We start from the raw sequence: 13757 nt of genomic DNA, 5'->3' as shown, positions 1-13757 counted from the left end.
GAAGGCTGCGATCTTTTGATCTTGTTTTTGTAGATCAAAAGATCGCAGCCTTCGGCAGCTCCTACATGGGATCTTACTTTTGTGTGCCGTCATCGTGCTGCAGGTTGGCCTGGGTCAGATTGCATCCGGCCGGCACGCTGCGCGTCAGCCACACGTTGCCGCCAATGGTCGAACCCTTGCCAATGGTAATCCGTCCGAGAATCGTCGCCCCGGCGTAAATCACCACATCATCTTCCACGATCGGATGGCGCGGATGGCCCTTCTGCAACTGACCGTCTTCGTCCGCCGGGAAGCGTTTGGCGCCCAACGTCACCGCTTGATAAATCCGCACGCGCTCGCCAATGATCGCGGTCTCACCAATCACCACACCGGTACCGTGATCGATAAAGAAGCTACGGCCGATCTGCGCCCCCGGGTGAATATCGATGCCGGTCGCCGAATGGGCGATTTCCGCACTGATCCGTGCCAGCAACGGTAGCCCGGCGCGATACAAATGGTGCGCCAGACGATGGTGAATCACCGCCAGAATCCCCGGGTAGCACAGCAGCACTTCATCAACGCTGCGCGCCGCCGGATCACCGTGATAAGCGGCCAGCACATCGGAGTCGAGCAGCGAGCGCAGACCCGGCAAGGCCAGGGCGAAATCCTGGACGATCTGAATCGCGCGGGCCTCGACTTCAGTGTCAGCCTGCGCGCTGTGGCGGGCGACGTAGCGCAGCTCCAGACGGGTTTGTGCCAACAAGGCATTCAGGGCGACATCGAGGGTGTGGCCGACGTAGAAATCTTCACTTTCTTCACGCAGATCCACCGGGCCCAACCGCATCGGGAATAGCGCACCACACAGCGCTTCAAGAATTTCCGCCATCGCCGCCCGCGACGGCAACTCGCGACCACCCTGCTCGCCGGACGCCCGGCCGTTCTGTGCCCGCCACTGATCCCGCGCGCTGCGCAGTTGACTGACGATGGTCTGCAATTGCCAATGGCTGGAACGCTCGCTCACGGTAAAGACTCCTCACGGGCGGCCGGACTGTCTGGCCGCGTCAACGGCGACTACTTTACGGCATGCTCGCGAGGGCGAATTAAGAACCGATAGTGCTGGGCTCAGTTCATTTGGCTATAAGCGATTCACGGTTGCCCCTGCAAAAGCGCGTGCCTATAGTCCTTTCATCTTTCTCCGCCAGTACGGACTCATGATCAAGAATCAGCTGGAATGCTTTAACCGTCTCGACCTGCTCGGCCATCCGACGCCGCTGGAAAAACTCGAACGCCTGTCCACATGGCTAGGCCGCGAGGTGTACATCAAACGCGATGACCTGACGCCGCTGGCGATGGGCGGCAACAAGTTGCGCAAACTCGAATACCTCGCCGCCGATGCTCTGGCACAAGGTGCCGATACGCTGATCACCGCCGGCGCGCTGCAATCGAACCACGTGCGCCAAACGGCTGCGCTGGCCGCCAAACTCGGTCTCGGCTGCGTGGCGTTGCTGGAAAATCCGCTGGGCACCGACGACAGCAACTACACCGGCAACGGCAACCGTCTGCTGCTGGATCTGTTCGACACCAAGGTCGAGCTGGTCGACAACCTCGACAACGCGGATGAACAACTCGCCGCCCTCGCCGTGCGTTTACGCAGCAATGGCAAGAAACCGTATCTGGTGCCAATTGGTGGCTCAAATGCGCTCGGTGCGCTGGGTTATGTGCGCGCCGGCCTGGAACTGGCCGAGCAGATCAAAGACACCGGCCTGAATTTCGCCGCCGTGGTGTTGGCCTCGGGCAGTGCCGGGACGCACAGTGGTCTGGCCTTGGCGTTGAGCGAAGTGCTGCCGCAATTACCGGTGATCGGCGTGACGGTTTCGCGCAGTGAAGAAGATCAACGGCCGAAGGTGCAGGGTCTCGCGGAACGTACGGCGGAGCTGCTCGGCGTCGAACTGCCGGCCAGTTTCAAGGTCGAGTTGTGGGACGAATATTTTGGTCCGCGTTATGGCGAGCCGAATGCCGGGACGTTGGCGGCGGTGAAGCTTTTGTCCAGTCAGGAAGCGGTGCTGCTGGATCCGGTTTATACCGGCAAGGCGATGGCGGGATTGCTGGACGGGATCGGGCGTCAGCGCTTTGATGAAGGCCCGATCATTTTCCTGCACACCGGCGGCGCGCCGGCGTTGTTTGCCTACACGGAGTTTCTGTAACGAGATCGTTCCCCACGCTCTGCGTGGGAATGCAGCCTGGGACGCTCCGCGTCCCTTTTAGAGCTGGAACGCGGAGCGTCCCCAGAGGCATTCCCACGCAGAGCGTGGGTACGATCAACAGACGCTTCATATTCCAATAAAGAATATCATTTTCGATATTAAGTATTTTCAAGTCTAACGCAGACATCTTATAGTCTCGCCGCAGGCGAATTTCGCGCAAGACGCATAAGCTGCTTTAGGGCACGATAACGCAGGCGCACGAATCACCCATTCGCCAACTTTCCTTTAGCGTCTTCCATAAGAAAACACAGGGGCTCGTCATGAATTTTTCCGCACTACGTCGCAATCTGTTGGTGGGTTCACTGGGCCTGGCGCTGAGCGCCGGTCTGATCGGCCAGGCAGTCGCCGGTGAGCAGCTGCAACAGATCAAGGACAAAGGCGTTATCAACGTCGGCCTGGAAGGCACTTACCCTCCATTCAGCTTCGTCGATGCCGACGGCAAACTCTCCGGTTTCGAAGTCGAGCTCTCCGAAGCAATCGCGCAAAAACTCGGCGTCAAAGCCAAGATTCAGCCGACCAAGTGGGACGGCATTCTCGCCGCGCTGGAATCCAAGCGTCTGGACGTAGTAGTCAACCAGGTGACCATCTCCGACGAGCGCAAAAAGAAGTATGACTTCTCCGAGCCGTATACCGTTTCCGGGATTCAGGCACTGGTGCTGAAGAGCAAAGAAGCGGCGCTGAACATCAAGACCGCCAATGACCTGTCCGGCAAGAAAGTCGGTGTCGGCCTGGGCACCAACTACGAACAATGGGTTCGCGCCAACGTGCCGGGCGCTGACGTGCGCACCTATGACGATGATCCGACCAAGTTCGCCGACCTCAACAACGGCCGCACCGACGCCATCCTGATCGACCGTCTGGCCGCGCTGGAATACGCCAAGAAAGCCCCGAAAACCGTAGCCGCCGGTGAAGCCTTCTCCCGTCAGGAAGCCGGTGTTGCCCTGCGCAAAGGTGAGCCGGAACTGCTGGCTGCCGTGAACAAGGCCATCGACGAACTGCGTGCAGACGGCACGTTGAAGAAGCTGTCCGAGAAGTACTTCAACGCAGACGTCACTAAATAATGGAAGTTGGATTTCAATTCGAAGCGCACTTCCCGCAGTTGAGCCAGCAACTCGCCGAAACATCGGCGCTGTTGCTGGACTCCGCGCCCTTTCTGCTCAAGGGCGCGTACTACACGGTAGTCCTCAGCCTCGGCGGGATGTTCTTCGGCTTGCTGCTGGGCTTCGGCCTGGCGTTGATGCGCCTGTCGCGCTTCAAATCAGTGAGCTGGCTGGCGCGCGTCTACGTGTCGTTCTTTCGCGGGACGCCGTTGCTGGTGCAGTTGTTCGTGATCTATTACGGCTTCCCGCAACTGGGAATCGAACTGGATCCGCTACCAGCAGCGCTGATCGGCTTCTCGCTGAACATGGCCGCGTACGCCTGTGAAATTCTCCGTGCTGCGATCGGTTCGATCGAACGTGGCCAGTGGGAAGCCGCTGCGAGCATCGGCATGACCCGTGCGCAAACCCTGCGCCGGGCCATCCTGCCGCAAGCGATGCGCACGGCGTTGCCGCCGTTGGGCAACAGCTTCATTTCGCTGGTCAAGGACACGGCACTCGCCGCCACCATTCAGGTGCCGGAGCTGTTCCGTCAGGCCCAGTTGATTACCGCCCGGACTTTCGAAGTCTTCACCATGTATCTTGCCGCCGCGCTGATCTACTGGATTCTGGCCACGGTGCTTTCGCACTTCCAGAACAAGTTGGAAGAGCGGGTCAATCGGCACGACCAGGAGTCCTGACGATGATTGTCGTGGAAAAACTGACCAAGCAATTCAAGGGTCAGGTCGTGCTCAACGGCATCGACCTGGAGGTCAAGGAAGGCGAAGTCGTCGCGATCATCGGCCCCAGCGGTTCGGGGAAAACGACGTTCCTGCGCTGCCTGAATTTCCTTGAACAACCCACCAGCGGCCGGATCAAGGTCGGCGATATCGAGATCGATACCAGTCGCCCGTTGAACCAGCAGCAAGCGCTGGTACGCAACCTGCGCCAACACGTCGGTTTCGTGTTCCAGAACTTCAACCTGTTCCCCCATCGCACCGCGCTTGAGAACGTCATCGAAGGCCCGGTCGTGGTCAAGAAGATGGCACGCGAAAAAGCCATTGTTCTGGGTAAAGCGCTGATGGCCAAGGTCGGGCTGGCGGGCAAAGAAGACGCCTATCCGCGTCGTCTCTCCGGCGGTCAGCAACAGCGTGTGGCGATTGCCCGGGCGTTGGCGATGGAGCCGGAAGTGATCCTGTTCGACGAGCCGACTTCGGCCCTCGACCCGGAATTGGTCGGCGAAGTGCTGGCGACCATTCGTGGCCTCGCCGAAGAAAAACGCACCATGGTCATCGTCACTCACGAAATGGGTTTTGCCCGCGACGTGGCCAACCGTGTGGTGTTTTTCGACAAAGGCGTGATCGTCGAACAAGGTGAGGCCAAAGCGTTGTTTGCCAACCCGAAAGAAGAGCGTACCAAACAGTTTCTCAGCAAGTTCCTGAATCACGCCTGAGAACTTTTATCTGTACCCGCCACCAACTTCCACGGATGGAAGTTAGGCGACTTATAAAGTCCCCTCCCCTCCCCTCCCCTCACAAACACCAACCCAGCCAATAATGAGCAGCACATATATATGTTCTGCAACAGATATAACTCACTTTAATTTAGTGGCACACTATCGAACGGTGTGCAAATGGCTGTGCATTGAACGTGATAAAAAATCGCTAAAACTGTAGCCTGATTCGCCAGCACACCTAGGCAGACTGCCTCATCACTGTAGGAAACTTCTGATTAAACCGTAATTCCCGGATTAACTAACCCCCTCTATTGACTCCCCTCTCCGCTTCTTCTTATCTAGTCGCCAACCGGCGCACTTAATGAACCCAACAGTCTTTTTATAACAGCAAAACGCATTGTTTTATTGCCTGTTAATTCACGCCTTTTGTTTTTTCAGAAACGGACTTCGTTGCAACGCTTCAAGGAGAGAAACCGATGACCCGCACTTCGCATACCCTCGAGCTGGCGGCGCCGACCCTGGCGCCCGCACAACAAACCGGCATCAACCTGGCAGCGGCGGCGCACCTGCTGGTCGATGTGCCGCCCTATCCCGGTATGGACACGGGGGATCTGATCGAGCTGTTCTGGAACAACTGCTACGTCGCCTCGCAAGTATTGACCGCCGAGGACGTCGACCTGGCGGTGAGCCTGCGCGTCCCGGAAAGCTTCGTCATCAGCGGCTCGGCACGCGTTCACTATCGAGTGATGCAGGTCGGTCATGGCCCGGCACTTTCGGCGGCGACGCGCGTACAGATCAAACTCGACTGCCCCGGCGGGCAACCCACAGCGCTGTGCGAAGACGAAAACCAACAATTGGCGCCTGTGACTTTGCCCGAGACCATTCGCCGTCAGGGCGTAAACCCGAACCAGATCAAACGCGGCGTACCGCTGACCATCGAGCCGTACCTGAACATGGCCGAAGACGACGCCATCACCTTGCGCTGGGGCGATGTGCGCATGGATCTGGCGCCGCTGACGGCAGCGGATGTCGGCTTGCCGATTCAGGTCTGGGTGCCGCCAGCGGTGATTGTCGAAGCGGGCGAAGACCTGCGGCTGGACGTGACCTATTGCATCCTCGACCGGGTCGGCAACAACTCGCGCTGGGCACCGCCGCGCACGTTGAAGATCGGCTGTGTGAATCCCTACCTGAAAGTGCCACTGAGGGCCGAGCTTAAGGCTGCCGAATCCCGCAAGCCGTAACCCCTATCTTCAAGGGTCAGGGGTTCTGTAGTGAGGGGATTTATCCCCGATGGGCTGCGCAGCGGCCCCCGTTTTTAAAAAATAAAAGCAGGACCTGCTACGCAGGCCATCGGGATAAATCCCCTCCCCACAAAAATCCCCTCAGCACAAAACCCTCTTGGCCCAAGGGGTTGCCGACGCAGATAAAAGCAGTTAACCAACCCGACCATCACCCCTTCTATGCATATTCCTAAAAGTTAGTTTATTTAATATTTATACACGCTTAGGGTATATGAACCGGACCACCGGACATTCTTTCGTTCGTCGCATTTTTGCGGCGTTTTTCATGAGATGTGAGGTAGGTAGTATGGTCCGGAACACAATCACCCCAGTGCAGATCGCCAGGGCATTGCGTGCAGCCAAGGAGCGGCACTGATGTCCAGTCTGGCAGACGCAAACGTCCAGTCGGATCTGGACATCGCCCCGTTGTTGTTGCCCGCGCAGGTCTTGCGCAACGACGCCCAAGCCATCAAGGCCGCCCATGATCTGGCGCAAGTCGCCCGCGTGCAGGCCGCCAAGCGCGATCGTCAGCGCAAGCTGCCATGGTCGGAAATCGAACAGTTCACTCGCAGCGGCCTGGGCAGCATCGCCATTCCGCGTGAATACGGTGGCCCGCAGGTTTCGTTCGTGACGCTGGCCGAAGTGTTCGCGATCATTTCCGCCGCCGACCCGGCGCTGGGGCAGATCCCGCAGAACCAGTTCGGCATCATCAATCTGGTGCTCGGCAGCGCCACCGAAGCGCAGAAAAAACAGCTGTTCCAGAGCGTTCTGGAAGGCTGGCGCATCGGCAATGCCGGCCCGGAACGCGGCACCAAAAACACCCTGGAATTGAAAGCGCGGATCACCGCCGACGGCGACGATTACGTGATCAATGGCCAAAAATTCTATTCCACCGGCGCGCTGTTTGCGCACTGGGTTGCGGTCAAAGCGCTCAACGATGACGGCAAGCAAGTGCTGGCCTTCGTCCGTCGCGGCACCCCGGGTTTGCGCATCGTTGATGACTGGTCGGGGTTCGGTCAGCGCACCACTGCCAGCGGCACGATCCTGCTGAACAACGTGCGCGTCGAGTCGAGCCTGGTCGTCGACAACTGGAAAATCAACGAAACCCCGAACACCCAAGGCGCGGTGTCGCAGCTGATTCAGGCAGCGATCGACGCCGGCATCGCCCGTGGCGCCATCGATGACGCCATCGAGTTCGTCAAAACCCGCGCCCGGCCATGGATCGATGCCAAGGTCGAACGCGCTAGCGATGACCTTTACGTGATCGCCGACATCGGCAAACTGAAAATAGAACTGCACGCCGCCGAAGCGCTGTTGCGCAAGGCCGGCAAAGTGCTCGATCAGGTGCACGCCGCGCCGCTCACCGCCGAGTCTGCCGCGCGCGCTTCGATTGCCGTGGCCGAAGCGAAAGTGCTGACCACCGAGATCTCCCTGCAAGCCAGCGAAAAGCTGTTCGAACTGGCCGGCAGCCGCGCGACCCTCGCCGAATTCAACCTCGACCGTCACTGGCGCAACGCCCGCGTGCACACGCTGCACGACCCGGTGCGCTGGAAATATCACGCGGTCGGCGCCTATCGCCTCAACGGCACTTTGCCGGCTCGCCATTCCTGGATCTGACGACCAGACATCTGGAGAAACCTATGACTTTTTCCCATCACGTCGCGGTCATCACCAGCGATGAGCAAGCCCTGATTGTCGCCAGCGACCTGGCCGAAGACTTCAAACGCGACAGCGCCGTGCGCGACCGTGAACGCCGCCTGCCACTGCCGGAACTCGACGTGTTTTCCCGCTCGGGCCTGTGGGGCATCAGCGTGCCGAAGGAATACGGCGGCGCTGGCGTGTCCAACGTCACCCTGGCCAAAGTCATCGCCCTGATCGCTCAGGCTGATGGCTCGCTCGGGCAGATTCCACAGAACCATTTTTATGCGCTGGAAGTGCTGCGCGTGAACGGCAGCCACGCGCAAAAACAACGGCTGTACGCCGAAGTGCTCGCGGGGCAACGCTTCGGTAATGCACTGGCGGAACTGGGCACGAAAACCGCCCACGACCGCGTCACCAGCCTCAAGCGCGACGGCGACGGTTATCGCATCAACGGTCGCAAGTTCTATGCGACCGGCGCGATTTACGCGCAGCGCATCCCGACCTCGGTCGTCGATGAAAACGGTGTGCAGCAACTGGCGTTCGTCCCGCGTGACAGCAAAGGGCTGAGCGTGATCGACGACTGGAGCGGTTTTGGTCAGCGCACCACCGGCAGCGGCTCGGTAGTATTCGAAGACGTCTACGTCGCCGCTGAAGACGTGCTGCCATTCCAGAGCGCCTTCGAACGCCCGACCACCGTTGGCCCGTTGGCGCAGATCCTTCACGCCGCCATCGACACCGGCATCGCCCGCGCCGCGTACGAAGACGCGCTGCACTTTGTGCGCAGCAAAACCCGGCCATGGATCGATTCCGGCAACGACAAAGCCACCGAAGATCCGCTGACGCTGAAGAGCTTCGGCCACTTGAGTATTCGTCTGCACGCCACCGAAGCCTTGCTCGAACGCGCCGGCGAATTCCTCGACGCGGCGCAAGCCGATACCAATGCAGACACCGTCGCCGCGGCTTCGATTGCCGTCGCCGAGGCCCGCGCGATCAGCACCGAAATTTCCCTCGCCGCCGGCAGCACGCTGTTCGAACTGGCGGGCAGCCAGGCGACGTTGATCGAACACGGTCTCGACCGTCACTGGCGCAACGCCCGCGTGCACACCTTGCACGACCCGGTGCGCTGGAAATATCACGCGGTGGGCAATTATTACCTCAACGATGAAAACCCTCCGCTGCGAGGGACGATCTGATGAGCGCGGCGAAAAAGAAGATCCTGCTCAACGCGTTCAACATGAACTGCATTGGCCATATCAATCACGGTTTGTGGACGCATCCGCGTGACACCTCGACTCGCTACAACACCATTGAATACTGGACAGAACTGGCGCAACTGCTGGAGCGCGGGCTGTTCGACGGGTTGTTCATCGCCGACATCGTCGGCGTGTACGACGTCTATCAGAACTCGGTCGATGTGCCGCTGAAAGAGTCGATCCAGTTGCCGGTCAACGACCCGCTGCTGCTGGTTTCAGCCATGGCCGCCGTGACCAAAAACCTCGGCTTCGGCCTCACCGCCAACCTCACCTACGAGCCGCCGTATCTGTTCGCCCGGCGCATGTCGACGCTCGATCATCTGAGTCGTGGACGCGTGGGCTGGAACATCGTTACCGGTTATCTGGACAGCGCCGCGAAAGCTATGGGTCTCAGCGAACAAGTCGAGCATGACCGTCGTTACGATCAGGCCGATGAGTACCTGGAAGTGCTCTACAAACTCTGGGAAGGCAGCTGGGAAAACGGCGCGGTGCTCAACGACCGCGAGCAACGGATCTACGCGCAGCCGGAGAAAGTGCACAAGGTCGAGCACAAGGGCGAGTTCTATCAGGTCGAGGGTTATCACCTCTGCGAGCCGTCACCGCAGCGCACGCCGGTGCTGTTTCAGGCCGGCAGTTCCGACCGCGGTTTGCTGTTTGCCGGGCGTCACGCCGAGTGCGTGTTCATCAGCGGCCAGAACAAACCGTCGACCAAGGTTCAGGTCGACAAGGTGCGCGCCAGCGCGGTTGAAGCGGGGCGCAACCCTGAGGACATCAAGGTGTTCATGGGCCTCAACGTGATCGTCGGCGCGACTGAAGAAGCGGCGTGGGCCAAGCACGCCGAGTACCTGAGTTACGCCAGTGCCGAGGCCGGCGTGGCGCATTTTTCCGCGTCGACCGGCATCGACTTTTCCCAGTACGAAATCGACGAACCGATCCAGTACGTGAAGAGCAACGCCATTCAATCGGCGACGAAAAACCTGCAGAACAACGATTGGACCCGGCGCAAATTGCTCGACCAGCACGCCCTCGGTGGCCGCTACATCACCGTGGTCGGTTCGCCTCAGCAAGTGGCGGATGAGCTGGAGTCGTGGATCGCCGAAACCGGCCTTGATGGTTTCAATTTGACGCGGATTGTCACGCCGGAGAGCTATGTCGATTTTATTGAGCTGGTGATTCCGGAGCTGCAGCGACGTGGCTCGTACAAGACCGCGTACGACAGCGGCAGCTTGCGCGAGAAGCTGTTTCACGGGGAGGCGCAGCTACCTGAGCAACACACCGGATCTTCGTACCGACGCTAAGAGCATCGCTGGCAAGCCAGCTCCCACAAGGTTCTGTGGCGTTCACAAAACCTGTGGGAGCTGGCTTGCCAGCGATGAAGCCGCAACAGACACCAAAAATTCATGCACTGACTGGAAAACCATCATGACCAAGAAAACCCTGTCCCACCCAGTCAAAGCACTGGCCCTGGCCCTCGGCCTGTTCAGCTCGGCGATCTTCGCCGCCGACGCGCCGCTGAAAATCGGCACCACCGCCGCCTTCGCCATCCCACTGGAAGCCGCCGTCGAAGAGGCCTCCAAACAAGGCCTGAAAGTCGAGCTGGTGGAGTTCTCCGACTGGATTGCACCGAACGTCAGCCTCGCCGCCGGCGACATCGATGTGAACTACTTTCAGCACATCCCGTTTCTCGAAAACGCCAAGGCTGCGTCAGGTTTCGACCTGGTGCCGTTCGCGCCGGGGATCATCAATAACGTCGGTCTCTACTCGAAAAAATACAAAAGCTTCGACGAGCTGCCAGAAGGCGCCAGCGTCGCCATCGCCAACGACCCGATCAACAGCGGCCGTGGTCTGCAATTGCTGGCCAAGGCCGGTTTGATCACGCTGAAACCGGGCGTCGGCTACAAGGCCACCGAAGACGACATCGTCGCCAACCCGAAGAAAATCAAGATTCTGCAAGTCGAAGCCGTGCAACTGGTACGTGCCTATGACGACGCCGATCTGGTCCAGGGTTATCCGGCCTACATTCGCTTGGCGAAGACCTTCGATGCCGGTTCCGCGCTGTTGTTCGACGGCCTCGACCACAAGGAATACGTGATCCAGTTCGTCATCCAGCCGAAGAGCAAAACCGACCCGCGCCTGATCAAATTCGTCGACATCTACCAGCATTCGCCGGCCGTTCGTGCAGCGCTGGATAAGGCCCACGGCAAGCTGTATCAAGCCGGTTGGGAAAGCTGAGCATGACGGCCGCGATCCAACGGCGACTGGATATTCCAGAGCCACACAATGCTGAAAAAACCGAACTGCATCCGGAACTGAATCGCGCTCATGTGCGCTTCATCGGGCTGGGCAAAACCTACAACGGTCGACAAGGCCCGGTCGCCGCGTTGCAAGGCATTGATCTGGCGATTCAGCGCGGTGAAGTGTTCGGCATCATCGGCCGCAGTGGCGCCGGCAAGTCGTCGCTGATCCGCACGATCAATCGCCTGGAACAACCGACTTCGGGGCGGGTGCTGATTGATCAGATCGACATCGGCGAGTTCGATGAAGACCGCCTCGTGGCGCTGCGTCGACGCATCGGCATGATCTTCCAGCACTTCAATCTGATGTCGGCCAAGACCGTTTGGCAGAACGTCGAACTGCCGCTGAAAGTCGCGGGCGTGCCGAAAGAGCAGCGCGAGAAAAAAGTTCGCGAATTGCTCGAACTGGTCGGCTTGCAAGAAAAGCACAAAGCCTATCCGGCGCAGCTTTCCGGTGGGCAGAAACAGCGCGTCGGCATCGCCCGCGCATTGGTGCATGACCCGGATATCTTGCTCTGCGACGAGGCCACTTCGGCGCTCGACCCGGAGACCACCCAGTCGATCCTCGGCCTGCTGCGCGAGATCAACCAACGCCTGGGCCTGACCATCGTGCTGATCACTCACGAAATGGCGGTGATCCGCGAAATCTGTGACCGCGTCGTCGTGCTTGAGCATGGCCGCGTCGTCGAGCAAGGCCCGGTGTGGGAAGTGTTCGGCAATCCGCAGCACGAGGTCAGCCAGACCTTGCTCGCGCCGTTGCAGCACGCCTTGCCGGAAGAATTGCAGAGCCGTTTGCACCCGCAGCCGCCCGCCTCCGACGCAGCCGTGGTGCTGCGTTTGCAGTTCACCGGCAGCGCCAGCGACGAACCGGATCTGGCCGCGCTGTTCACCGCTCTCGGCGGCCGGGTGAAGTTGCTGCAGGGCGGCGTCGAACGGATTCAGGGGCACGCGCTGGGACAACTGCTGTTAGCCGTCAGCGGCTCAGCGTTAAGCGCCGAGCAATTGCGCGAGCGTGCCACGCCATGGGCGCAACGAGTGGAGGTATTGGGTTATGTGGCTTGATCGCTTGTGGCAGGGGTTTATCGACACGTTTCTGATGGTCGGTGTGTCGTCGCTGATCGCCCTGCTGGTGGGCATTCCGATGGCGGTGATTCTGGTCACCAGCGACAAGGGCGGGATCTACGAAGCGCCGGTGCTGAACCGCGCGTTGGGCGCGTTCGTGAACCTGTTTCGCTCGATCCCGTTTCTGATTCTGATGGTCGCGCTGATTCCGTTTACCCGGTTGATTGTCGGGACAACGTATGGCGTCTGGGCGGCCGTGGTGCCGCTGACGATCGCGGCGACGCCGTTCTTTGCGCGGATTGCCGAAGTGAGTCTGCGTGAGGTCGATCATGGTTTGATCGAGGCGGCGCAGGCGATGGGATGCCGGCGTTGGCACATTGTCTGGCATGTGCTGTTGCCTGAGGCGCTGCCGGGGATTGTGGGCGGGTTCACCATCACGCTGGTGACGATGATCAACTCTTCGGCGATGGCCGGGGCGATCGGGGCTGGCGGGTTGGGGGATATCGCTTACCGCTACGGCTATCAGCGCTTTGACAGCCAGATCATGTTGACGGTGATCGTGTTGCTGGTGGCGTTGGTGGCGCTGATTCAGTTGGGTGGGGATCGGTTGGCGCGGGGATTGAACAAGCGCTGAGGCAAGACCAAAAGATCGCAGCCTGCGGCAGCTCCTACATTGGCATGTGTTGCCTATGTAGGAGCTGCCGCAGGCTGCGATCTTTTCGCTTATAGTCGGCACATCTTTACCTGAACGTGCAGCCGACCATGAAGCAAACCCCCACCGACCTCGAGCAGATCACTGCCACCACCCTCGGCCATTACAACTCGGTGGCCGCAGACTTCCGCGAAGGCACCCGCGATCACGATGTCAGCCAGAACATCGATGCATTGTTGCGACATATTCAGGGCACGGCGCCGTTCACGATTCTCGATTTCGGGTGCGGGCCGGGCCGGGATTTGCAGACGTTCACGCGCATGGGTCACGTTGCGGTCGGGCTGGACGGTTCGCAGGAGTTTGCGCGGATGGCGCGCGAGGACAGTGGCTGTGAGGTGTTGCAGCAGGATTTTCTGAAGCTGGATCTGCCCGCTGAACGCTTTGACGGGATTTTTGCCAATGCGGTGCTGTTTCACGTGCCATTGCAGGAGTTACCGCGAGTGCTCAAGCAATTGCATGGCGCGTTGAAGCCCGGTGGGGTGTTGTTCAGTTCGAATCCGCGTGGGGATAACCGAGAGGGCTGGAACGGGCCACGGTATGGTTCGTATCACGATCTGGAGGCGTGGCGCGGGTTGTTGACGGCAGCGGGGTTTGTCGAGCTGGAGCATTACTATCGGCCAGCGGGGTTGCCGCGCGAGCAGCAGCCTTGGTTGGCGAGTGTCTGGCGGCGTGTGGGTTGAAGAGCAAAAGATCGCAGCCTGCGGCAGCTCCTACATATCACCCCATGTAGGAGCTGCCGC

At 59.8% G+C, this 13757-nt stretch carries 13 protein-coding genes; 12 read left to right on the top strand and 1 reads right to left on the bottom strand.

Annotation, left to right across the window (positions count from 1 at the left end; all coding sequences use genetic code 11):
* Window positions 1-73: 73 nt before the first annotated feature.
* The gene (gene epsC, locus EJA70_RS16160) at window positions 74-1000 is read right to left on the bottom strand and encodes a serine O-acetyltransferase EpsC (RefSeq protein WP_008083620.1); all 927 of its coding nucleotides are present in this window, start codon (window positions 998-1000) and stop codon (window positions 74-76) included.
* Window positions 1001-1190: 190 nt separating this feature from the next.
* On the opposite strand from epsC, the gene EJA70_RS16155 reads away from it, so the two are divergent.
* The 12 genes from EJA70_RS16155 to EJA70_RS16100 all read left to right on the top strand — a co-directional run bounded on the left by EJA70_RS16155 (window position 1191) and on the right by EJA70_RS16100 (window position 13697).
* The gene (locus EJA70_RS16155; RefSeq protein WP_158831980.1) at window positions 1191-2183 is read left to right on the top strand and encodes a D-cysteine desulfhydrase; all 993 of its coding nucleotides are present in this window, start codon (window positions 1191-1193) and stop codon (window positions 2181-2183) included.
* 320 nt (window positions 2184-2503) lie between these two features.
* A complete protein-coding gene (gene tcyJ, locus EJA70_RS16150; protein WP_158831978.1) occupies window positions 2504-3304 on the top strand; it encodes a cystine ABC transporter substrate-binding protein in 801 nt (266 codons plus the stop codon).
* Entirely contained in the window at window positions 3304-4020 is a 717-nt protein-coding gene (gene tcyL / locus EJA70_RS16145) for a cystine ABC transporter permease (RefSeq protein WP_008083614.1), read from the top strand. The genes tcyJ and tcyL overlap by 1 nt, the downstream gene beginning before the upstream one ends.
* Before the next feature lie 2 nt (window positions 4021-4022).
* Window positions 4023-4772: an L-cystine ABC transporter ATP-binding protein TcyN gene (tcyN, locus tag EJA70_RS16140; protein ID WP_158831976.1), complete on the top strand. Its 750-nt coding sequence runs from the start codon at window positions 4023-4025 to the stop codon at window positions 4770-4772.
* Window positions 4773-5251: 479 nt separating this feature from the next.
* Window positions 5252-6016, top strand: coding sequence for a hypothetical protein (locus EJA70_RS16135; protein ID WP_158831974.1), 765 nt, complete (start codon window positions 5252-5254; stop codon window positions 6014-6016).
* 414 nt (window positions 6017-6430) lie between these two features.
* The gene (locus tag EJA70_RS16130; RefSeq protein WP_158831972.1) at window positions 6431-7672 is read left to right on the top strand and encodes an SfnB family sulfur acquisition oxidoreductase; all 1242 of its coding nucleotides are present in this window, start codon (window positions 6431-6433) and stop codon (window positions 7670-7672) included.
* A 23-nt stretch (window positions 7673-7695) separates the two neighbouring features.
* Window positions 7696-8889 carry an SfnB family sulfur acquisition oxidoreductase gene (locus EJA70_RS16125; RefSeq protein ID WP_158831970.1) on the top strand — a complete coding sequence of 398 codons (1194 nt, stop codon included), beginning with the start codon at window positions 7696-7698 and terminating at the stop codon, window positions 8887-8889.
* Window positions 8889-10247 carry an LLM class flavin-dependent oxidoreductase gene (locus tag EJA70_RS16120; protein WP_158831968.1) on the top strand — a complete coding sequence of 453 codons (1359 nt, stop codon included), beginning with the start codon at window positions 8889-8891 and terminating at the stop codon, window positions 10245-10247. Before EJA70_RS16125 ends, EJA70_RS16120 begins: the two co-directional genes overlap by 1 nt.
* Window positions 10248-10371: 124 nt before the next feature.
* Window positions 10372-11181 carry a MetQ/NlpA family ABC transporter substrate-binding protein gene (locus EJA70_RS16115; protein ID WP_158831966.1) on the top strand — a complete coding sequence of 270 codons (810 nt, stop codon included), beginning with the start codon at window positions 10372-10374 and terminating at the stop codon, window positions 11179-11181.
* A 2-nt stretch (window positions 11182-11183) separates the two neighbouring features.
* Window positions 11184-12305 (top strand): methionine ABC transporter ATP-binding protein, encoded by a 1122-nt coding sequence (locus EJA70_RS16110; protein ID WP_158831964.1) that lies wholly within the window; start codon window positions 11184-11186, stop codon window positions 12303-12305.
* Window positions 12295-12939: a methionine ABC transporter permease gene (locus tag EJA70_RS16105; RefSeq protein ID WP_008083598.1), complete on the top strand. Its 645-nt coding sequence runs from the start codon at window positions 12295-12297 to the stop codon at window positions 12937-12939. Before EJA70_RS16110 ends, EJA70_RS16105 begins: the two co-directional genes overlap by 11 nt.
* Before the next feature lie 128 nt (window positions 12940-13067).
* Window positions 13068-13697, top strand: a complete 630-nt coding sequence (locus tag EJA70_RS16100; protein ID WP_158831962.1) for a bifunctional 2-polyprenyl-6-hydroxyphenol methylase/3-demethylubiquinol 3-O-methyltransferase UbiG — start codon at window positions 13068-13070, stop codon at window positions 13695-13697.
* Window positions 13698-13757: the final 60 nt, after the last annotated feature.

Origin of the sequence: Pseudomonas sp. PB103, from assembly GCF_009764635.1 — a bacterium.
Lineage (GTDB): Bacteria > Pseudomonadota > Gammaproteobacteria > Pseudomonadales > Pseudomonadaceae > Aquipseudomonas.
This window is presented reverse-complemented; position numbering and strand designations above follow the sequence as displayed.

Coding starts and splice junctions, on each gene's coding strand:
- EJA70_RS16115 (WP_158831966.1), top strand. CDS start 10,372: ATGACCAAGAAAACCCTGTCCCACCCAGTCAAAGCACTGGCCCTGGCC.
- tcyL (WP_008083614.1), top strand. CDS start 3,304: ATGGAAGTTGGATTTCAATTCGAAGCGCACTTCCCGCAGTTGAGCCAG.
- tcyN (WP_158831976.1), top strand. CDS start 4,023: ATGATTGTCGTGGAAAAACTGACCAAGCAATTCAAGGGTCAGGTCGTG.
- EJA70_RS16125 (WP_158831970.1), top strand. CDS start 7,696: ATGACTTTTTCCCATCACGTCGCGGTCATCACCAGCGATGAGCAAGCC.
- EJA70_RS16105 (WP_008083598.1), top strand. CDS start 12,295: ATGTGGCTTGATCGCTTGTGGCAGGGGTTTATCGACACGTTTCTGATG.
- EJA70_RS16110 (WP_158831964.1), top strand. CDS start 11,184: ATGACGGCCGCGATCCAACGGCGACTGGATATTCCAGAGCCACACAAT.
- EJA70_RS16100 (WP_158831962.1), top strand. CDS start 13,068: ATGAAGCAAACCCCCACCGACCTCGAGCAGATCACTGCCACCACCCTC.
- EJA70_RS16120 (WP_158831968.1), top strand. CDS start 8,889: ATGAGCGCGGCGAAAAAGAAGATCCTGCTCAACGCGTTCAACATGAAC.
- tcyJ (WP_158831978.1), top strand. CDS start 2,504: ATGAATTTTTCCGCACTACGTCGCAATCTGTTGGTGGGTTCACTGGGC.
- EJA70_RS16155 (WP_158831980.1), top strand. CDS start 1,191: ATGATCAAGAATCAGCTGGAATGCTTTAACCGTCTCGACCTGCTCGGC.
- EJA70_RS16130 (WP_158831972.1), top strand. CDS start 6,431: ATGTCCAGTCTGGCAGACGCAAACGTCCAGTCGGATCTGGACATCGCC.
- EJA70_RS16135 (WP_158831974.1), top strand. CDS start 5,252: ATGACCCGCACTTCGCATACCCTCGAGCTGGCGGCGCCGACCCTGGCG.